16 protein-coding genes are annotated in these 21,337 nt (G+C 61.6%); 13 read left to right on the forward strand and 3 right to left on the reverse strand.

Going from position 1 to position 21,337, the window contains the following annotated elements:
- The first annotated feature begins 4 nt into the window (after nt 1–4).
- The 4 genes from AB4O22_RS09665 (at nt 5) to AB4O22_RS09680 (ending at nt 3,095) form a co-directional block, all read left to right on the forward strand.
- Nucleotides 5–895, forward strand: coding sequence for a U32 family peptidase (locus tag AB4O22_RS09665; RefSeq protein WP_003202470.1), 891 nt, complete (start codon nt 5–7; stop codon nt 893–895).
- Complete coding sequence (ubiT, locus tag AB4O22_RS09670; protein ID WP_003202468.1) at nt 889–1,359, forward strand: ubiquinone anaerobic biosynthesis accessory factor UbiT; 471 nt, start codon at nt 889–891, stop codon at nt 1,357–1,359. The genes AB4O22_RS09665 and ubiT overlap by 7 nt, the downstream gene beginning before the upstream one ends.
- Nucleotides 1,359–1,724, forward strand: coding sequence for a putative zinc-binding protein (locus tag AB4O22_RS09675; RefSeq protein ID WP_003202466.1), 366 nt, complete (start codon nt 1,359–1,361; stop codon nt 1,722–1,724). Before ubiT ends, AB4O22_RS09675 begins: the two co-directional genes overlap by 1 nt.
- 123 nt (nt 1,725–1,847) lie before the next feature.
- Nucleotides 1,848–3,095 carry an IS256 family transposase gene (locus tag AB4O22_RS09680; protein ID WP_460096091.1) on the forward strand — a complete coding sequence of 416 codons (1,248 nt, stop codon included), beginning with the start codon at nt 1,848–1,850 and terminating at the stop codon, nt 3,093–3,095.
- 731 nt (nt 3,096–3,826) lie between these two features.
- On the opposite strand, the gene AB4O22_RS09685 is transcribed toward AB4O22_RS09680, so the two are convergent.
- The 3 genes from AB4O22_RS09685 to AB4O22_RS09695 all read right to left on the reverse strand — a co-directional run bounded on the left by AB4O22_RS09685 (nt 3,827) and on the right by AB4O22_RS09695 (nt 7,195).
- Nucleotides 3,827–4,504 (reverse strand): Crp/Fnr family transcriptional regulator, encoded by a 678-nt coding sequence (locus AB4O22_RS09685; protein ID WP_223473201.1) that lies wholly within the window; start codon nt 4,502–4,504, stop codon nt 3,827–3,829.
- A gap of 247 nt (nt 4,505–4,751) precedes the next feature.
- Nucleotides 4,752–5,399: a two-component system response regulator NarL gene (gene narL / locus AB4O22_RS09690; protein WP_003202460.1), complete on the reverse strand. Its 648-nt coding sequence runs from the start codon at nt 5,397–5,399 to the stop codon at nt 4,752–4,754.
- Nucleotides 5,396–7,195 carry a HAMP domain-containing protein gene (locus AB4O22_RS09695; protein ID WP_013693503.1) on the reverse strand — a complete coding sequence of 600 codons (1,800 nt, stop codon included), beginning with the start codon at nt 7,193–7,195 and terminating at the stop codon, nt 5,396–5,398. The genes narL and AB4O22_RS09695 overlap by 4 nt, the downstream gene beginning before the upstream one ends.
- Nucleotides 7,196–7,504: 309 nt before the next feature.
- Between AB4O22_RS09695 and AB4O22_RS09700 the strand changes: the two genes are divergently transcribed.
- The 9 genes from AB4O22_RS09700 to AB4O22_RS09740 all read left to right on the forward strand — a co-directional run bounded on the left by AB4O22_RS09700 (nt 7,505) and on the right by AB4O22_RS09740 (nt 21,319).
- On the forward strand, nt 7,505–8,806 hold the full coding sequence (locus AB4O22_RS09700; protein ID WP_003202455.1) for an MFS transporter: 1,302 nt from the start codon (nt 7,505–7,507) through the stop codon (nt 8,804–8,806).
- Entirely contained in the window at nt 8,784–10,181 is a 1,398-nt protein-coding gene (locus tag AB4O22_RS09705) for a NarK family nitrate/nitrite MFS transporter (protein ID WP_027911613.1), read from the forward strand. The genes AB4O22_RS09700 and AB4O22_RS09705 overlap by 23 nt, the downstream gene beginning before the upstream one ends.
- A 64-nt stretch (nt 10,182–10,245) precedes the next feature.
- Nucleotides 10,246–14,019, forward strand: coding sequence for a nitrate reductase subunit alpha (locus AB4O22_RS09710; protein WP_003202451.1), 3,774 nt, complete (start codon nt 10,246–10,248; stop codon nt 14,017–14,019).
- Nucleotide 14,020: 1 nt separating this feature from the next.
- Nucleotides 14,021–15,559 (forward strand): nitrate reductase subunit beta, encoded by a 1,539-nt coding sequence (narH, locus tag AB4O22_RS09715; protein WP_003202449.1) that lies wholly within the window; start codon nt 14,021–14,023, stop codon nt 15,557–15,559.
- A 2-nt stretch (nt 15,560–15,561) separates the two neighbouring features.
- On the forward strand, nt 15,562–16,317 hold the full coding sequence (narJ, locus tag AB4O22_RS09720) for a nitrate reductase molybdenum cofactor assembly chaperone (protein ID WP_013693501.1): 756 nt from the start codon (nt 15,562–15,564) through the stop codon (nt 16,315–16,317).
- The gene (gene narI / locus AB4O22_RS09725; RefSeq protein WP_027911612.1) at nt 16,310–16,990 is read left to right on the forward strand and encodes a respiratory nitrate reductase subunit gamma; all 681 of its coding nucleotides are present in this window, start codon (nt 16,310–16,312) and stop codon (nt 16,988–16,990) included. The genes narJ and narI overlap by 8 nt, the downstream gene beginning before the upstream one ends.
- Nucleotides 16,991–17,000: 10 nt before the next feature.
- Nucleotides 17,001–17,969: a peptidylprolyl isomerase gene (locus AB4O22_RS09730; protein WP_223473203.1), complete on the forward strand. Its 969-nt coding sequence runs from the start codon at nt 17,001–17,003 to the stop codon at nt 17,967–17,969.
- Between the two features lie 25 nt (nt 17,970–17,994).
- Nucleotides 17,995–18,987, forward strand: a complete 993-nt coding sequence (moaA, locus tag AB4O22_RS09735) for a GTP 3',8-cyclase MoaA (RefSeq protein WP_003202440.1) — start codon at nt 17,995–17,997, stop codon at nt 18,985–18,987.
- Nucleotides 18,988–19,303: 316 nt separating this feature from the next.
- Entirely contained in the window at nt 19,304–21,319 is a 2,016-nt protein-coding gene (locus AB4O22_RS09740) for a ribonucleoside triphosphate reductase (RefSeq protein ID WP_223473204.1), read from the forward strand.
- Nucleotides 21,320–21,337 lie beyond the last annotated feature (18 nt).

Here is a 21,337-nt window from a genome sequence, read left to right on the forward strand (position 1 = left end):
CCAGATGAAACTCAGCCTGGGACCGGTCCTGTTTTATTGGGACAAAGCGCAACTGGGGAATTTCTATGCCGAGATGTCGGCATTGCCGCTGGACGTGATTTACCTGGGGGAAACCGTTTGTTCGAAACGCCGGGCGTTCTCCCTGGATCAGTGGCTGGGCTTGGCGCGCGAGCTGCAAGCGTGCAGCCAGGCACAGATTGTATTGTCGAGCCTGACGCTGATCGAGGCGGCCTCGGAGCTGTCCTCGCTGCGACGCCTGTGTGACAACGGCCAGTTGTTGGTGGAAGCCAATGACATGGGCGCGGTGCAGTTCATGGCCGAACGCAAGCTGCCTTTCGTCGGCGGCCCGGCGCTGAACCTGTACAACGGCCACGCCCTGGGGCAATTGCTCGACAGCGGCATGATCCGGTGGGTGCCGCCCGTGGAATGTTCGGCGGCGCTGATCGGCGATGTGCTGGAGCAGGTGCGGGACATGGACCGCGAGGTGCCCGAGGTGGAGATTTTCGCCTACGGTCATCTGCCCTTGGCGTACTCGGCGCGCTGCTTTACCGCCCGAGCCGAAAACCGCCCCAAGGACGACTGTCAGTTCTGCTGCATCAACTACCCCGACGGCCTTGCGCTGAGCAGTCAGGAAGGCCAACAGCTGTTCACCCTCAACGGCATCCAGACGATGTCCGGCGAGGTGACGAACCTGCTGGCCGATTACAACGCGCTGATGGCCTGCGGCGCCGATGTGCTGCGCCTGAGCCCTCGCGCCCAGGGCATGGCCGAGGTGGTCACGGCCTTCGACAAGGTGCGCCAGGGCGAGGCACCACCGCTGTTCGTGGACGGTTGCAATGGTTACTGGCACGGCCATGCCGGCATGTTGAAGGTAGAGGAGGCGGGCCTGTGTTGAGTCCGAAGAAGTGGGTGCTCAAAGGCGCCGACCGCTTGCTGCCGCTGGTGGGCAAGGTGCCGTTCGTGGTGCAGCGACTGGCGTTGCAGCAGGCGCTCAATCGCTGCCTGGCCGAGCCGCTGCGCGATGGCGGGTTCGATGTGCTGCGTGGGCGATGGTTGTGCCTGCGTGTGCCGGACTTGAAGTTGTGCTGGTACCTGACTTTGGCACGGGATGGATTGCGGATTGCCGAACGGGCCGAGGCCCAGGTCACCATCAGCGGCAACTGGCGTGAGTTTCTGTTACTGGCCAGTCGGCAGGAAGATCCTGACACGTTGTTCTTCCGTCGCCGGTTGGTGATCGAGGGGGATACCGAGTTGGGGCTGGCACTGAAGAATCTGATCGACAGTCTTGATCCGGACGTCCTGCCGCCGTGGCTCTGGCGCAATCTGGAGAGGGCGGGCAAGGGGTTGGCGACGGTCTGATGAAAGCTTCGAACGCGCTTCCCCTGGTGTATTCGTGTTCCGGTTGTTCCAATGTGGCGCAACTGGCCAACACCGTCGCCCTGCGGCTGGACCGTGCGGGTCTGGCGGAGATGTCTTGTATTGTCGGGGTGGGTGGGCATGTGGCGCCGCTGGTTGACAAGGCGCGGTCGGGGCGGCGGATCATTGCGTTGGATGGTTGTCCGTTGCAGTGTGTTCAGGCGTGTCTGCGGCAGCATGATTTGGTGGCGGATGTGCATGTGATTCTGAACCAGCTGGGGTTGCGCAAGCGGTTCGGGGTGGATTGCGGTGAGCCTGAGATGGAGTTGGTGTTTTCGCGGGTAGTGGGGTTGATTGATGCGGGTTAGGGGTGGGTGAATATCCATTTCTTCGGTAACGGCGGCTTATGGTTCCGCCCTTGCGGCGGGTCACTTTTGGAGGGAGTGTCAGAAATTTTGTGTTCGGGCATAACATGAGTAAGAGGTGCATGTATGCCAACCAAAAAGAAACCCCTGCGTGACCTGCCCAAAATCCCTAAAGAGCTGCTTGAGCAGTTTGGTGAGGGGCTGATGACAGCGGAAGCCATCGAGGACGCCTCGGCAGCGTTCAAGAAGGCCCTGATTGAACGAGCCTTGACCGCTGAACTCGGCCATCACTTGGGCTATCCCCCGGGCGCGCAGCGCCCGGAGGATGAAACTAATCAGCGCAATGGCAAGAGTGGAAAAACCGTTTTGACCGGAGATGGCCCGCTGCGGCTGGATATCCCACGCGACCGGGATGGCAGTTTTTCGCCCATTTTGATCCCCAAACACGAGCGCCGTTACACCGGTTTCGACGACAAGATCATCGCCATGTACGCCCGGGGCATGACGGTTCGCGAGATCAGAGCGTTTCTCCTGGAACAGTACGGCACAGATGTTTCGCACGACTTCATCAGCTCAGTCACCGACGCGGTGATGGAAGAGATCGGCGCTTGGCAGCAACGACCGCTTGAGCCGATGTACCCGGTCATCTTCTTCGACGCGCTGCGGGTCAAAATCAGGGAAGAAGGTCTGGTCCGCAATAAGGCCATCTACTTGGCCTTGGGCGTACTACCGGACGGAACCCGCGATATCTTGGGCATCTGGATCGAGACAACGGAAGGCGCCAAGTTCTGGATGAAGGTCTTCAATGACCTCAAGACACGCGGCGTCGAAGACGTGTTGATTGCCGTGACCGATGGCCTCAAAGGCATGCCAGAAGCCCTGAGCGCGGTGTTTCCTGAGACGACGTTGCAAACCTGCATCGTGCATCTGATCCGCAACAGCCTCGACTATGCAGCCTGGGACAAACGTCGGGAACTGGCCAAGGCTCTCAAACCGATCTATCAAGCGATCAACGCCGAGGCCGCCGAAGCGGCTTTGGACTCGTTCGAAAATGGGCCTTGGGGCAAACAGTACCCGACCGTCGTCGCTGCTTGGCGACGCGCCTGGGATCGAGTTATCCCGTTTTTTGTCTTCCCGCCTGCCATTCGGAAAGTGATCTATACGACCAACGCGATCGAGAGCATCAACGCTCAGTTGCGAAAGATCATCAAGACAAGAGGCCACTTCCCAACTGATGACGCTGCCACCAAATTAATCTGGCTGGGCTTGCGCAACATCACCGCAAACTGGGGCAGTGCAGCCCATGACTGGAAAAACGCCATGAATCAATTCGCGATCCTGTACGGGGACCGGTTCATCAGGCCGACGTGGTAAATGAAGGTCTGCCTAACGGCAGGCCGTCACCGGCCCGCACACAAAAAATCTGACACTCCCCTTTTGGAAGAGCCGGGAGCCGGACCAGCCAAAAGTAACCAAAAGCGCTTTGCCCCACCACTTGGTGCCTCGCTTAGGCTCGGCATGCCTGAACGAAGGCATTGCTCCGTGGGCCGCCGCGAAGGGCCATCCATGGCCCACTGCGCAATACCTGCGTTCGGCCATCGTGGTTAACGGGGCGTCCGAGATCAACGTCCATCGCGAGGCGGCCTAACAGCCGACCTGACTCTTGATGGGACCGCGTTTTTCCTGTGGGAGCGGGCTTGCTCGCGAAAGCGGTGGGTCAGCTCGCGGTGAGGTTGGCTGTGCCGACGTCATCGCGAGCAAGCTCGCTCCCACAGGTTCTTGTGTCGTATGCGGATGCTTTGAATACCCGAAAACCCATGTGAGGAGCGAGCTTGCTCGCGAAAGCGGTGGGTCAGTTTGTGATGATGTTGGATGTGCCGGCCTCTTCGCGAGCAAGCTCGCTCCCACAGGAGGAATGCGGTCCCCATCAAGAACCAGGTCGGCTACTAGGCGGGCATGCCGAGCCTAAGCGAGGCACCAAGTGGTGGGGCAAGAGCGTTTTGCTTACTTTTGACTGGGCCGGCTTCCGGGCTCTTCAAAAGTGAGCCGCCGTAAGGGCTGAACCATAAGTCGCCGTTACCTAAATAACGGATATTCACACAAACCTACTGCTGATAACCCTCAAGCCCATCCTCGGACAAGATACGAATCTGACGCCGCTCCATGGCAATCAACCCCCCATCAACCAACCGATGAAGAATCCGCGAAAACGTCTCCGGCTGAATCCCCAGCTTGGAAGCCACCAGACGCTTGGACACCTGCAACACCAATTGACCATCCCGCGGATCGCGTTCCTGCAGCAGGAAATTGATCACCCGCCGGCTGGCACTGGCCAAGGTCAAGTTATCGATGTCCTTGAGGCGCTGGTGCAGATGGATGCTCATGCTCGCCAGGATCGCCAGGCAGACCTTGGGCTGGTCCTCCAGGGCCTTGCGGTAATGGGTGCCCTCGATACTCACCAGCACGCTGTCCTTGATCGCCGACGCACTGACCGGATAGCAGCGGGCCTGGCTGAACAGCAGGGCCTCGGCGAAGGTCTGGCCGGGCTGGATGATTTCCACCAGGTTCTCCTGGCCCTCACCGGTCACCCGGAACAGCTTGATCTGACCACTGACCAGCAAGAAAAACCGCTTGGCCGGATCGCCCTGGTGCATGAGCGTGCTGTTGCATTCCAGGCGTTTGAGGACAGCCAGGCTGCAGACATCCTCAAAGACCCGCTCCGGCAGTTGGCTGAACAGGTGATGACGACGCAACAGTAAAACGATGGAAGGGTGGGTCAGCATGGCGTACCTCCGCGTGCCGTCATGGTAGAGCCCAAATCACCGTCGGCCTATGCCTCGGCAGGCCTACCTCGGAAGAGGGATGGGTCTTTCGATCAAGGCAAAACCCCGTGGGAGCAAAGCTTGCTCGCGATGGCGGCAGCACGCTCAACATTTGCGCAAGCTGAACCACCGCTATCGCGAGCAAGCTTTGCTCCCACAGGATTTTTTCCTGCAGGCTCTGCTCTCACAGTTGGTGTGTTTTGCTGGGCTAGCCCGCCCCGCGCAAATGCTCCATTGCCCACACCGCAGCTTCGACCCGTGAGCGCAAGCCGAGCTTGTGCAGCAGGTTCTTCACATGCACCTTGACCGTGCCTTCGGTGATGCCCAGCTTGTGCCCGATGACCTTGTTGCTGTAGCCGCCGGCGATGGTCTTGAGGACCTGGCGTTCGCGCTCGGTCAGTTCCACATCGGCCTGGCGCGGTGGCGAGCGCAGCGCCTGGGCCATGACGCGGGTCAGGCCGGGGCTGATCACCAGGGCGCCGTTGAGGGCATCGCGGATGTACTGGATCAGCAGCTCCGGCTCCATGTCCTTGAGCAGGTAACCGTTGGCGTCCAGGCGCAAGGCATCGCGGATGTCGTCCTCGGCATCGGACACGGTGAACAGCAGCACCTTGCCGGTGTAGTGCATGGCGCGCAGCCGACGCAGGGTCTCGATGCCGTTCATCTGCGGCATGTTGTTGTCCAGCAGCACCAGGTCGGGCTTGAGCGGTTCGATCAGGGTCAGGGCTTCTTCGCCGTGGCTGGCTTCGCCAACGATCTGCAAATCGTCTTCGAGCTCAAGCATCTGACGAATGCCGCGACGCATCATCGGATGATCGTCGACCAGTAGCAGGGTGTGGCGCAGGGGGGCGTTCATGTTGCGAGGCCTTCGGTGTGTTGGCCCAGGAATTCCGGTTGGAAATGCACCTGGATGCGGGTGCCCTGGGGTGTTCGGGAGAGAATCTGCAGTTGGCCGCGCAGGCTGCGGGCCCGTTCGTTCATGATGTTCAGGCCATGGTGTTCGCGCTGGTCGACCTCGCCGCTGAAGCCGCGGCCATCGTCTTCGATCGACAGCTGCACGGTCTCGCCTTCCTGGCGCAGTTCGAGCCAGGCGTTTTCGGCATGGGCATGGCGCAGGCAGTTGGACAGCGCCTCACGGGTGATCTGCAGGATGTGGATCTGCTCGCTGGCCGACAGCTCGAAGGCCAGGGTGTCGACGAACAGATGCACCTTGAAGTCCCCTCGGTTGGAGAATTCCTCGGCGGTGTCCTTGAGCTCTTCGACCAGGCCATCGTCGTGGATCTGCAAGCGGAAGGTGGTCAGCAACTCGCGCAACTGGCGATAAGCATTGTTGAGCCCTTCACGCAGTTCACCGGTGACGGTCTCCAGGGTCTGCACCGGTTCGCCCCGACGCATCAGGGTCTGCATGCGGCTGACTTGCAGCTTCATGTACGACAAGGCCTGGGCCAGGGAATCGTGGAGCTCGCGGGCAATGATCGTGCGTTCATCGAGCAGCAGCAGGCGATGGTCCTGTTCGCGCTGGCGCTTGAGCGACAGCGACGTACCAATCAGGTTGGCCAGGGCCTGGATCAATGCGGTTTCCCAGGGCTGCGCGGCGTGGCCGTCGACAAAATGAGCCTTGAGCTCACCCAGTTCGTTGCCCTGGTTGCTGATGCTGAAGGCTTGCGGGCGTGCCGCGTTGCGTTTATGGCAACTGGCGCAATCGCTGCTGGCGCAGACCTGGCGGCTGTCGGCGCCATGCAACGCCAGCAGGTGCCTGGCCGGTGACTGCAATTGCCCTTGCAGGCACAGCGTCAGGCGCAGGCCCGGCAGGCGCTGTTGGAAGCGCCGGATCAATTCATCCAGCCCTTCGGCATTGGCCTGTCGCGTCGCCAGGCTGCGACTGCTCTGGTACAGCAGCTCCAGGGCGGCGTTGGCCTGTTGCAGGTTCAGGGTCTTTTGCCGGACCTGGTTTTCCAGGGTGCGGTGCGATTGCTCGATGGTCTCGGCCATGGTGTTGAAACTGGTCGCCAACTGGCCCAGTTCATCTTCGGACTGGTGATTGACTCGCACCTGGAACTCGCCACGGCGAAAGCGCTGGGTGGCGTCCACCAACTCCTGCAAGGGCGTGACCACGCCGTACTGCAATTCATACAGGCCGATCAGCAGGATGATCATGGTGCTGAACAGCGCCGCGCCCTGGATCACCTGCTGCCAGCCTTGCTTGTGCTCGCTCTGGCGCTGCAGCAGGGTAACGAACCGGTCCAACTGGTTGACGAAGGCATTGGCATTGGCCTGGAAAAACGCCGAGTCGCCACGCTCGATGGCCGGGCGCAAAGTCTGGTTCCAGCGTTGCACAAGGTCGCGATAGCTCTTGTGCAGGGAGGTTTCCGGCCCATCTTCCAGCACGGCGCGCAGGGCAGGGCTGTCGAGGCGTTGTTGCAGGCTGGCGATGATCGCCGGGACGTCGTCGTTGGCCCCCGCCGCCAGTTTCCAGCTCAGGTGGTAGGTCTCCATGCGCACGGAGCCGGCGGTGTTGATGGCGGCAGCGTCGCCCTGGCTGAACCAGGCGATCAACCCTGCACTCAAGGAACTGGCCAGGGCCAGGATGGCGATCAGGATCACCGCCAGCCCGGCGCGAGCGGGCAGGGAACTGCGCAGCCAACGCATCATCGACGCGGGCCTGCGAGGCAAAACTGTGAACCGAGCATAGGAGGCGCCCTGGACCTGGGGGTGTAGCAGCCAATCCTGGGCGCACTACCTCTAAAGAGTTGTCGGCCGCTCCATTTCCATAAAAGCTTCGGCAGACTTGATCAAGGTATTGATAAATAAAGGGTTGTATCAATATCCGGGTCTACCTCCTTGGAGGTAGACGGGCCAAGCATAGGCCTGGACCGCCCCGGCACACGTTGACCCAAGTCAAGTTTTCGCGGGGTTCGTATCACTAGGCTGCGCTCAATCGAACTGACGGAGTGCATCGTGATGCGAGCGCAAGTGCAACAAGGGCTGGTACTAGGGATGAGTACCCTGGCCTTCACCGTGTGCTTCATGGTCTGGATGATGTTTGCCGTGCTGGGGGTTCCGATCAAGGAACTGCTGGCCCTCAATGAAACCCAGTTTGGCCTGCTGGCCGCTACGCCGGTGTTGACCGGTTCGCTGGTGCGCTTGCCCCTGGGGCTTCTGACCGACCGCTTTGGCGGACGGATCGTGTTCTTCCTGCTGATGCTGGCCTGCGTATTGCCGCTGTACCTGATCACCCTCGCCACGGCCTTCTGGCAGTTCCTGGTATTGGGCCTGTTCGTCGGCCTGGCCGGTGGCTCGTTCTCGGTGGGCATCGCCTACGTCGCCAAATGGTTCGACAAGCAGAACCAGGGTTTTGCCATGGGCGTCTTCGGCGCCGGCAACGCCGGTGCGGCAGTGACCAAGTTCCTCGCCCCGGCGTTGATCGCGTTCGGCACCTGGCACCTGGTGCCGAAAGTGTTCAGCGCCATCCTGTTCATCACCGCGCTGTTGTTCTGGTTTCTCACCACCGAGAAAAAGGAACACAGCGGCACCGGCGGCGCGACGTTGCGCGAGCAATTGAAAACCCTGAAAGAGCCGGCCGTGTGGCGCTACTGCCAGTACTACTCGATCGTGTTCGGCGGCTACGTGGCACTGGCCTTGTGGATGACCAAGTACTACGTGCAGGAATACGGCTTCAGCCTGCAAAGCGCGGCGCTGCTGGCGGCGTGTTTCTCCTTGCCCGGTGGCGTGCTGCGGGCCGTCGGTGGCTGGATGTCCGACCGCTGGGGCGCCCAGAGCGTGACCTGGTGGGTGTTGTGGGTCAGCTGGATCTGCCTGTTCCTGCTCTCCTATCCCCAGACTCAACTGCAAGTGCAGACCGTCAACGGCATCGTCGATTTCCACATTGGTCTCAGCCCCACGCTGTTCACCGTGCTGCTGTTCGTGATGGGCATTGCCTTCGCGTTCGGCAAGGCCTCGGTCTTCAAATACATCGCCAACGACTACCCGAAAAACATGGGCGCGGTGTCCGGCATCGTCGGCCTGGCCGGCGGCCTGGGCGGGTTCGTGCTGCCGATCATGTTCGGCGCCCTGGTGGACCTCACCGGCGTGCGCTCGTCCTGCTTCATGTTGATGTACGGCGTGGTCTGGGTCTCCCTGGCCTGGATGTACTTCAGCGAAATGCGCAAGCGCCCGCTGCTGGGTAAACAGCCGCCGGCCACTCAATCCCCGTTTTCCAGCATTGCCCAAGGAGAAGAACATGTCCGTTCTGCAAACGCCTGAAAAGGGCCCGGTCATTCATGACTGGCGCCCGGAAGACCCTGCTTTCTGGGGCAGTAGCGGCAAACTGACCGCCCGGCGCAACCTGTGGATTTCCATCCCGGCGCTGCTGTTGGCCTTCGCGGTGTGGATGGTCTGGAGCACGGTGATCGTGCGCCTGAATGCCATCGGTTTCAGCTTCAGCACCGACCAGCTGTTCTGGCTGGCGGCATTGCCGGGGCTGTCCGGCGCGACCTTGCGCATCTTCTACTCGTTCATGGTGCCGATCTTCGGCGGACGCCGCTGGACCGCGCTGAGCACGGCGTCGTTGCTGATACCGGCTTTGTGGATGGGCTTCGCCGTGCAGGATTCGGCCACGCCCTACAGCGTGTTTGTGCTGATCGCGTTGCTTTGCGGTTTTGGTGGCGGCAACTTCGCCTCGAGCATGTCCAACATCAGCTTCTTCTACCCCAAGTCCCAGCAGGGCACTGCCCTGGGCCTGAACGCCGGGCTGGGCAACCTGGGCGTGTCGGTGATGCAGTTCAGCGTGCCGCTGGTGATCTCCTTCGGCGTGTTCGGCTTCATGGGCGGCCAGCCACAGGTGTTGGCCGACGGCAGCTCGCTGTGGCTGCAGAACGCCGGTTTCATCTGGGTGCCGTTCATCCTCGCCATCACCGTGATCGCCTGGTTCGGCATGAACGACCTGTCCAGCGCTCGCGCCTCGTTCAGCGAACAGGCGGTGATCTTCAAGCGCAAGCACAACTGGCTGATGTGCTGGCTGTACCTGGCCACTTTCGGTTCGTTCATTGGTTTCTCCGCCGCCTTCCCGTTGCTGATCAAGACTTCGTTCCCGGAAGTCATCGCCCTGAAATTCGCCTTCCTCGGCCCGCTGGTGGGCGCGCTGGTACGGCCGCTGGGCGGCTGGCTGGCGGACAAGCTCGGTGGTGCGAAGGTCACCTTGTGGAACTTCGTGTTGATGATCGTGATGGTGTTCGGCGTCCTGCACTTTCTTCCGCAGAACGGCCAGGGCGGCAGCTTCTACGGCTTCCTGGGCATGTTCATGTTGCTGTTCATCACCACTGGCGTGGGCAACGGTTCGACCTTCCGCATGATCCCGGTGATCTTCCGCACCCTGCACGAGAAAGCCGCCCTGGGCAAGAAGCCCGAGCAACGCGAGTTGGCGCTCAAGAACGCCGGCAAGGAATCGGCTGCGGTGCTGGGTTTCAGCTCGGCCATGGGCGCCTTCGGAGCCTTCTTCATTCCCAAATCATTCGGCACTTCGATGGCCCTGACCGGCGGCCCGGAGATGGCCTTCTACATGTTCGTCGGCTTCTACCTGAGCTGCATCGTGGTGACCTGGTGGTGGTATGCCCGCAAGGGCGCCGCGACACCTTGCTAAGCCGAACCTAAACCTGCGTGGGCGGGGCGCAGACCCCGCGGAGCAAGCCTGAGAGGAACACACTGTGAGTCATTTACTGGATCAACTGCGGTTTTTCAACCGTAAGCAAGGCGAGTTTTCAGACGGGCACGGCGAGACCCGCAAGGAGTCCCGGGACTGGGAGAACGTCTACCGTTCGCGCTGGCAGTACGACAAGATCGTGCGGTCCACCCATGGGGTGAACTGCACCGGTTCGTGCTCGTGGAAAATCTACGTCAAGAACGGCCTGATCACCTGGGAAACCCAGCAGACCGACTATCCGCGTACCCGCAACGATCTGCCCAACCACGAACCACGCGGCTGCCCTCGCGGCGCGAGCTACAGCTGGTACATCTACAGCGCCAACCGGCTCAAGTACCCGAAAATTCGCAAGCCATTGCTCAAGCTGTGGCGTGAAGCCCGGCAGACCCTGCCGCCGGTGGAAGCCTGGGCCAGCATCGTCGAGGACAAGGCCAAGGCCGACTCCTATAAAAGCAAGCGCGGCATGGGTGGCTTCATCCGTTCCAACTGGGAAGAAGTCAACGAGATCATCGCCGCAGCGAACGTCTACACCGTCAAGGAACACGGCCCGGACCGGGTGGTGGGCTTCTCGCCGATCCCGGCCATGTCGATGGTCAGCTACGCCGCCGGCTCGCGTTACCTGTCGTTGATCGGTGGCGTCTGCCTGAGCTTCTATGACTGGTATTGCGACTTGCCGCCAGCGTCGCCGATGGTCTGGGGCGAGCAGACCGACGTGCCGGAATCGGCCGACTGGTACAACTCCAACTACATCATTGCCTGGGGCTCCAACGTTCCGCAGACCCGTACCCCTGACGCCCACTTCTTCACCGAGGTGCGCTACAAGGGCACCAAGACCGTGGCGATCACCCCGGACTATTCGGAAGTCGCCAAGCTCACCGACCTGTGGCTCAACCCCAAGCAGGGCACCGACGCCGCGCTGGCCCAGGCCTTCAACCATGTGATCTTCAAAGAATTCCACCTGGACAAGCCGAGCGTCTATTTCACCGAATACGCCAAGCGCTACACCGACCTGCCGGTACTGGTGATGCTCAAGCCAATGCTCGGCGCCGCTCCGGGCGCGGGTTACCAGCCGGACCGTTTCCTGCGGGCCAGCGACCTGACCGACAACCTCGGCCAGGACAACAACCCGGAATGGAAAACCATCGCCATGGATGCCGCCGGCGAACTGGTTTCGCCCCAAGGTTCCATCGGCTATCGCTGGGGTGAGAAGGGCAAGTGGAACATCCTGCCCCGTGAAGGCGGCGAGGGCCGTGAGATCGACCTCAAGCTGAGCCTGATCGGCGGCGACGTCGCCGAGGTGGCGTTCCCGTACTTCGCTGGCGAAGCCCAGGAGTACTTCCAGCACGTGGCCGGTGACGCGGTGCAGTTCCGGCGGGTGCCGGTGCACAGCGTGGTACTGGCCGACGGCAGCGTGGCGAAAGTCGCCACCGTATTCGACCTGTCGGCGGCCAACCTGGCGATCGACCGTGGCCTGGGCGGCGCCAACGTTGCCAAGGACTATGACGACGCCTCGGTGCCTGGCACCCCGGCCTGGCAGGAGCAGATCACTGGCGTAAGCCGCGAGAAGGCGATCCAGATCGCCCGCGAGTTTGCCGACAACGCCGACAAGACCCGTGGACGCTCGATGATCATCGTCGGTGCGGCGATGAACCACTGGTACCACATGGACATGAACTACCGCGGGCTGATCAACATGCTCATGCTCTGCGGTTGCGTCGGCCAGACCGGCGGCGGCTGGGCCCACTATGTCGGCCAGGAAAAACTCCGTCCGCAATGCGGCTGGCTGCCCCTGGCCTTTGGCCTGGACTGGAACCGTCCGCCACGGCAGATGAACGGCACCAGCTTCTTCTACGGGCACAGTTCGCAATGGCGCCACGAGAAGATGAGCATGCACGATGTGCTCTCGCCCCTGGCCGACAAATCGCAATTTCCCGAGCACGCCCTGGACTACAACATCCGCGCCGAACGGGCCGGCTGGTTGCCGAGCGCACCGCAGCTCAACACCAACCCGCTGCACATCTGCCGCGATGCCGCCGCCGCGGGCATGGACCCCAAGGACTACGTGGTCAAGTCGCTGCAGGACGGTTCGCTGCGCTTTGCCTGCGAGCAACCGGACAGCCCGGTGAACTTCCCGCGCAACATGTTCATCTGGCGTTCCAACCTGCTGGGCTCCTCGGGCAAGGGCCACGAGTACATGCTCAAGTACCTGCTGGGCACCAAGAACGGCGTGATGAACGAAGACATCGGCCATAGCACCGAGTGCAAGCCCACCGAAGCCGAATGGGTCGACGAGGGCGCCATTGGCAAGCTCGATCTGGTGACCACCCTGGACTTCCGCATGTCCTCGACCTGCGTTTATTCCGACATCGTCTTGCCAACCGCTACCTGGTACGAAAAAGACGACATGAACACTTCGGACATGCACCCGTTCATTCACCCACTGTCGGCCGCCATCGATCCGGCCTGGGAGTCGCGTTCGGACTGGGAAATCTACAAGGGCATCGCCAAGGCGTTTTCCGCCATGTCGGTCGGCCACTTGGGTGTCGAGAAAGACCTGGTCACCGTACCGCTGATGCACGACAGCGTCGGCGAACTGGCCCAGCCATTCGGCGGCACCGACTGGAAAAGTGCCGGTGTGGCGCCGGTCCCGGGCAAGAACGCGCCGAACCTGCAAGTGGTGGAACGCGACTACCCGAACATCTACAAGCAGTTCACCTCCCTGGGCCCGATGCTGGAAAAACTCGGCAACGGCGGCAAGGGCATCAACTGGAACACCGACACTGAAGTTAAATTCCTTGGCGAACTGAACCACAAGGAAGTCGAGGCGGGTATCAGCCAAGGGCGGCCAAAAATCGACAGCGCCATTGATGCTGCCGAAGTGATCCTGTCCCTGGCGCCGGAAACCAACGGCCATGTCGCGGTGAAAGCCTGGGCAGCGCTGTCGGAATTCACCGGCATCGACCACAGCCACCTGGCGGTGTCCAAGGAGCACGAGGCGATTCGCTTCCGTGACATCCAGGCCCAGCCACGCAAGATCATTTCCAGCCCGACCTGGTCTGGCCTGGAAGACGATCACGTGAGCTACAACGCTGGCTACACCAACGTCCATGAGTCGATCCCATGGCGCACCATCACCGGTCGCCAGCAGTTCTACCAGGATCACCCGTGGATGCAGGCGTTCGGCGAGCAACTGATGAGCTATCGGCCACCGGTCAACACCCGCACCATCGCCGGCGTGAAGGGCAAGCGCAGCAATGGCGAGACCGAGATCGTCCTGAACTGGATCACCCCGCACCAGAAGTGGGGTATCCACAGCACCTACAGCGACAACCTGCTGATGCTGACCTTGAGCCGTGGCGGACCGATTGTCTGGCTCTCGGAAATCGACGCCAAGCGCGCCGGTATCGAGGACAACGACTGGATCGAATGCTTCAACGTCAACGGCGCGCTGACCGCCCGTGCGGTGGTCAGCCAACGGGTCAAGGAAGGCATGGTGATGATGTATCACGCCCAGGAACGGATCGTGAACGTGCCGGGTTCGGAAACCACCAAGACCCGTGGCGGCCACCACAACTCGGTGACCCGCGTGGTGCTCAAGCCCACCCACATGATTGGCGGCTACGCCCAACAGGCCTACGGCTTCAACTATTACGGCACGGTCGGTTGCAACCGCGACGAATTCGTCGTGGTGCGCAAGATGGTCAAGGTCGATTGGCTCGATGGTTCCAGTGGCGATGATTTGCCGCGTCCACTGCCGACTGATATCGAGGAGAACTGAGATGAAGATTCGCTCACAAATCGGCATGGTCCTGAACCTGGACAAATGCATCGGCTGCCACACCTGCTCGATTACCTGCAAGAACGTCTGGACCAGCCGCGAAGGCATGGAATACGCCTGGTTCAACAACGTCGAATCCAAGCCTGGCATCGGCTATCCCAAGGAGTGGGAAAACCAGGACAAGTGGAAAGGCGGCTGGATCCGCAACGCTGACGGTTCGATCAACCCGCGCATCGGCGGCAAGTTCCGCGTGCTGGCGAACATCTTCGCCAACCCGGACCTGCCGAGCCTGGACGATTACTACGAGCCGTTCGACTTCGACTACCAGCACCTGCACACCGCACCGCTGGGCGAGCACCAGCCCACCGCGCGACCACGCTCGGTGGTGTCCGGCAAGCGCATGCAGAAAATCGAATGGGGCCCGAACTGGGAGGAAATCCTCGGCACTGAATTCGCCAAGCGGCGCAAGGACAAGAACTTCGACAAGATCCAGGCGGACATCTACGGCGAGTACGAAAACACTTTCATGATGTACCTGCCGCGCCTGTGCGAGCACTGCCTGAACCCGGCGTGCGCGGCGTCGTGCCCGAGCGGAGCGATCTACAAGCGCGAAGAGGACGGCATCGTCCTGATCGACCAGGAGAAGTGCCGCGGCTGGCGCATGTGCATCAGCGGCTGCCCGTACAAGAAGATCTACTTCAACTGGAAGAGCGGCAAGTCGGAAAAATGCATCTTCTGCTACCCGCGCATCGAAGCCGGGATGCCGACCGTCTGCGCTGAAACCTGCGTTGGCCGCATCCGTTACCTCGGCGTGTTGCTGTATGACGCCGATCGCATCAGCGAAGTGGCAAGCACCGCCAATGAGCAGGACCTGTACGAGAAACAACTGGAGATCTTCCTCGACCCGAACGACCCGGCGGTGATTCGCCAGGCCCTGGCCGATGGCGTGCCGCAGTCGGTGATCGATTCGGCGCAACGCTCGCCGGTCTACAAAATGGCCGTGGACTGGAAACTCGCACTGCCGCTGCACCCGGAATACCGCACCTTGCCAATGGTCTGGTACGTGCCGCCACTGTCGCCGATCCAGAACGCTGCCACGGCCGGCACCGTGGGCATGAACGGGGTGATCCCGGACGTCGACAGCCTGCGTATCCCGCTGCGCTACCTGGCGAACATGCTCACCGCCGGTGATGAAAAGCCGGTCAAGCTTGCGCTGAAACGCTTGCTGGCGATGCGTGCCTACAAGCGTTCCGAGCAGGTCGACGGCGTGCAGGACCTGCAAGTGCTGGCCGACGTCGGCTTGAGCGTGAACCAGGTGGAAGAGATGTACCGCTACCTGGCCATCGCCAACTACGAAGACCGTTTCGTTGTGCCAAGCGCCCACCGCGAAGACGCCATGAGCGACGCGTTCGCCGAGCGTTCCGGGTGCGGTTTCAGCTTTGGCAGCGGTTGCAGTGGCAGCTCCGACACCAACATGTTCGGTGGCAAGAAGGCCAACCGCCGCGACGTGATCAAAACCGTGCAGTTGTGGGAGGAATGAGCATGCGCATTCTCAAGGTGATTTCGTTGCTGCTCGACTACCCGACCGAGACCCTGGTGGCCGGTCGGGATGAGCTGGAACAAGCGATTCTCCAAACGCGGGAAATCAGTCCGAACCAGCGCGCCGGGTTGTTCGAGTTGCTGGAGGTGATCTGCGGCAAGGACCTGATGGATGGCCAGGAGCACTACGGTGCTCTGTTCGGCCGCGGTCGCTCGCTGTCGCTGCTGCTGTTCGAACATGTCCATGGCGAATCCCGCGACCGGGGCCAGGCCATGGTCGACATGATGGCCCAGTACGAAGAGGCCGGTTTCGCCATCGGCGTCAAGGAACTGCCCGACTACATCCCGCTGTACCTGGAGTTTCTGTCCACCCGCGAAGACCTCGAGGCCCGCGAGGGCCTGGCCGATGTCGCGCACCTGCTGGCCTTGCTCGCGGCGCGCCTGGACGAGCGTGAAAGCGCCTACGCCAGTTGCTTCCGGGCCTTGCTGCAAATCGCCGGGGCCGAGCCCCAGGTGGCCGTGGCCGAGTTGCGTGAGCAAGTGAAGGCCGAACCACGGGACGACTCCCTCGAAGCCCTGGACAAGATCTGGGAAGAAGAGGCGGTGGATTTCATGAAGGCCGAACAGCAGGACCGTTGCAGTTCACTGCCCAGCGCGCCGGGCAAGGCGCGGGACGAAAGTGCGGTGCCGCTGCACTGGGTGGATTTTCAGCATGAAGGGCTGGCCGCAGCGCCAGCCGGGGAGGTGGGCAATGTCTAAATGGGATCTGTTGTTGTTCGGGGTCTACCCCTATGTCGCCTTGGCGATTTGCCTGCTTGGCAGTTGGGCACGCTTTGATCTGTCCCAGTACACCTGGAAGGCAGGTTCCAGCCAGATGCTGAACAAGCGCGGCATGCGCGTGGCCAGCAACCTGTTTCACATCGGCGTGCTGTTCGTGCTGGCCGGCCACTTCGTCGGCCTGCTGACACCCTCGGCGATCTACCACCATGTGCTGAGCACCGAGAACAAGCAGTTGCTGGCGATGGTTTCCGGCGGTTTCTTCGGCGTACTGGGCCTGATCGGCCTGGTGATGCTGCTCAACCGTCGCCTGACCGACCCACGGGTTCGCGCCACCTCCAATGTCTCGGACATCCTCGTGCTGGTGGTGCTGCTGGTGCAACTGGTACTGGGGCTGATGACCATCGTGGCGTCCACCGCCCATATGGACGGCTCGGTGATGGTGATGCTGGCCGACTGGGCCCAGAGCACCGTGCTGTTGCGTCCGGTCGAAGCCGCTACCTCGATAGCGCCGGTGGGCCTGGTCTACAAGCTCCACGTGGTGCTGGGCCTGACCCTGTTCGTGCTGTTCCCGTTCACCCGTCTGGTCCATATCGTCAGTGCGCCGGTCTGGTACCTGGGGCGTCGTTATCAAATCGTTCGGCAGAAGTTTTGAGGAGAAGATCATGGCGAGTGGATGCGGATGTGGCGGTAGTGGTGGCGGCAGCGGCGGCTGCGGTTCTTCGGCAAAAGCGGCACCGGTGATCGCGCCGCTGGCCGATGCCGAACCGGCGGGGGCGGTGCAGTTCGAGCCGGCCCAGGCCGGGCCGGTGACGGAGGATGAAGCGCCACAGTTGATTGCCAGCAGTGAGCAAGAGTGGCCGATCATCAGCGTCAACGGGGTGTCGGTCACCCCGCAGGCGATGGCCCAGGAGCTGCAATATCACCCGGCGGAAAGCCGCGAGGAGGCGGTTTATCAGGCGGCACGGGCCTTGGTGATCCGTGAGTTGCTGCAGCAACGTATCGCCGAACTGGGTCTGGCGTTGCAGGTCGGCGCCGGTGAAAACGAAGAGGAAGCGGCCACGCGGCTGTTGCTCGAACGCGAGGTACAGGTGCCGCAGTGCGACGAGGCCACCTGCCTGCGTTATTACGAAAGCAACCGGGCGCGCTTTCACAGCGCACCGTTGCTGGCGGTGCGGCACATCCTGCTCGAGTGTGCGCCGGACGATGCCGAGGCGCGCAGCCTGGCCCATGTACAGGCCGAGCTGCTGCTGGAGCGGCTGGACCAGTTCCCGGGCAGTTTTGCCGAGTTGGCGCTGAAGCATTCGGCGTGTCCATCCAAGGAGCAGGGCGGCTCGCTGGGGCAGATCAGCAAGGGCCAGACCGTGCCTGAACTGGAGCGCCAGTTGTTCACCCTGCCGGCGGGCCTGGCTGGTAAACCGCTGGAAAGTCGTTACGGCTGGCACGTGATCAGCATCGACCAGCGAATCGATGGCCAGCCATTGCCGTATGAGGCAGTGGCGACGGCGATTCGTACCCAGTTGCAGCAGGGCGTGTGGCAAAAAGCGCTGGTGCAGTACCTGCAAACCCTGATCGGTGCGGCGGATATTCGCGGCATTCACCTTCAGGGCGCCGACTCGCCGCTGGTGCAGTGAACACGGGCTCAATCGGGAGATCTTCATGAACGCGGTGTTGCAGGACGGATTTGGGCGCCAGATCGATTATTTGCGGATGTCGGTGACCGATCGTTGTGATTTTCGTTGTGTGTATTGCATGGCGAAAAACATGACTTTCCTGCCGCGTCAGCAAGTGTTGACCCTGGAGGAGTTGCAGCGCCTGGCGCGGCTGTTCGTCGGCCTGGGGGTGAAGAAAATCCGCCTGACCGGTGGTGAGCCGCTGATCCGTCCAGGCATCGTCGGGCTGTGTCGCGAGATCGCGGCATTGCCCGGCCTGCGGGAACTGGTGATGACCAGCAACGGCTCGCAGCTGGGGCGACTGGCCCAGCCGCTGGTCGAGGCCGGGGTCAAGCGCATGAACATCAGCCTCGACAGCCTGGACGGCGATCGTTTTCGGGCGATCACCCGCAACGGCAACCTGGACCAGGTGCTGGCCGGCATCGAAGCGGCGAAGGTCGCCGGGTTCGAGCGGATCAAGCTCAACTGCGTGGTGATGAAAGGGCGCAACTTCGATGAAGTCCCGGCGTTGGTGCAATACGCCATCGAGCAGCGCATCGACATCAGCTTCATCGAGGAAATGCCGCTGGGGGAGGTCGGGCGTTCCCGGGGCGAGTCGTTCTGTTCCAGCGATGAGGTACGGGCCGAAATCGCCCGCCATCACCGGCTGCTCGACAGCACCGAAAACAGCGGCGGGCCAGCGCGCTATGTGCGCCTGGAGCGTCATCCGGACACCCGGATCGGTTTCATTTCGCCCAACACCCACAACTTCTGCGCCAGTTGCAACCGCGTGCGCATGACCGTCGAAGGGCGCTTGCTGTTGTGCCTGGGACAAGAGGACTCCCTCGACCTTCGCGGCTTGCTGCGGCGTTATCCGCTGGACGACCAACCGGTGATCCAGGCGGTGCAACGGGCGTTGCGTGGCAAGCCACTGCGCCATGACTTCAACCCGGGTGGGGAAGTGCAGATCGTGCGGTTCATGAACATGAGTGGGGGGTGAGCAGTACACAGGTCCCACAAAGGGACCTGTGGTGGATACAGACCTTGCAGTCACCCCGAAACCAATGTGGGAGCGAGCTTGCTCGCGATGACGGTGGGTCAGCTTGCATTGATGTTGAATGTGCTGGCCTCTTCGCGAGCAAGCCCGCTCCCACAGGGGATCTATGGTGCTTGCAAAAATGACTTTTCGAGCCTGAATGTGGGTCGCTTCCGATTCTTGATGTCGATCAATTGCAACCCTGCCTTTTGCCCGTACTCTCCACTGCATATTGTGTTTGAAGATCTCAAAAAGCCTATATGTAGTGTCTGGAGCCAAAATGCAGAGCACGTTGATCTCAGTAGGGTGTAACCGCTTGCACAAGCGCGATGGCAGTGTGGTTGCCTTTGATGCGGACAAGATCCGCCAGGCGCTGATCGCCGCTGGCAAGGCCACCGGCGAATATGCCGAAGTCGAGGCCGAGGCGTTGCTGGAGGCGGTGTTGGCGCGGTTGGAAGGGCAGACGCGGTTGAACGTCGAGCAGATCCAGGACCGTGTCGAACGGGTACTGATGGACGCCGGTTTCTTTCTCTCCATGCGCGCCTACATCGTGTATCGCGAGCAACACGGACGCCTGCGTCGGGATCGTCGCACACTGGTGGAAGTCGCCACGTCGATGAACGAATACCTGGATCGCGAAGACTGGCGTGTGCAGGCCAACGCCAACCAGGGGTATTCCCTCGGCGGGTTGATCCTCAACGTTTCGGGCAAGGTCACCGCCAACTACTGGCTCGACGAGGTCTACAGCCAGGCCATCGGCGAGGCGCACCGCGAGGCTGACCTGCATATCCACGACCTGGACATGCTCGCCGGCTACTGTGCCGGCTGGTCCTTGCGCACCTTGTTGCACGAAGGCCTCAACGGCGTGCCGGGGCGGGTCGAGGCCGGGCCGCCCAAGCATCTGAGCAGTGCCCTGGGGCAGATGGTTAATTTTCTTGGCACCCTGCAGAACGAATGGGCCGGCGCCCAGGCGTTCAGCTCGTTCGACACTTATCTCGCGCCCTATGTGCGCAAGGACCAGCTCAGCTACGACGAAGTCCGCCAGTCGTTGCAGGAGTTCATCTACAACCTCAACGTGCCGTCGCGCTGGGGTACGCAAACCCCGTTCACCAACCTGACGTTCGACTGGGTCTGCCCACAGGATCTGCGCGAACAGATCCCGATCATCGGCGGCGAAGAGATGCCGTTCGCCTACGGTGACCTGCAAACGGAAATGGAACTGATCAACCGCGCCTACATCGAGGTGATGCAGGCCGGCGATGCGAAAGGCCGGGTCTTCACCTTCCCGATCCCGACCTACAACATCACCCACGACTTCCCGTGGGACAGCGAGAACGCCGACCGGCTGTTCGAAATGACTGCCCGCTACGGCTTGCCGTATTTCCAGAACTTCCTCAATTCGGACATGCAACCCAATCAGGTGCGGTCGATGTGCTGCCGCTTGCAACTGGACGTGCGCGAGTTGCTCAAGCGTGGCGGCGGGCTGTTCGGCTCGGCGGAGCAGACCGGTTCCCTGGGCGTGGTGACGATCAACTGCGCCCGCCTGGGCTATCTGTACAAGGGCGACACCAGTGCGTTGCTGCAACGCATCGATACCCTGATGGAACTGGCGAAAGAGAGCCTGGAGGTCAAGCGCAAGGTCATCCAGCATCATATGGATGCCGGTTTGTACCCCTACACCAAGCGCTACCTGGGCACCTTGCGCAATCACTTCTCCACCATCGGCGTGAATGGCCTGCACGAAATGCTGCGCAATTTCACCGATGATCAGCAAGGCCTGCACACCGAGCAAGGCCGGGAATTCGCCCTGAAACTGCTGGATCACGTGCGGGCCACGCTGTTGCGATTCCAGGAGGAAACCGGCCACCTCTACAACCTCGAAGCCACGCCTGCCGAGGGCACCACGTACCGCTTCGCCAAGGAAGACCTCAAGCGCTATCCGGATATCTTGCAGGCCGGCAGCACGGTCGCCCCGTACTACACCAACTCGTCGCAACTGCCGGTGGGCTTCACCGAAGATCCGTTCGAAGCCCTGGAGCTGCAAGATGAACTGCAATGCAAATACACCGGCGGCACCGTGTTGCACCTGTACATGGCCGAGCAGATTTCCTCCACGCAGGCCTGCAAGCAGTTGGTGCGCAAGGCCCTGGGACGTTTCCGCCTGCCGTACCTGACCATCACGCCGACCTTTTCCATCTGCCCGGTGCACGGTTACCTGGCCGGCGAACACGAGTTTTGCCCCAAATGCGACGAGGCCTTGCTGCTGCAACAACAGCGCCAGGGCAGCGTTCACTGATCCGATCCATCGACCGCA

The sequence above is a fragment of the Pseudomonas sp. S3_B11 genome (genome assembly GCF_054667715.1).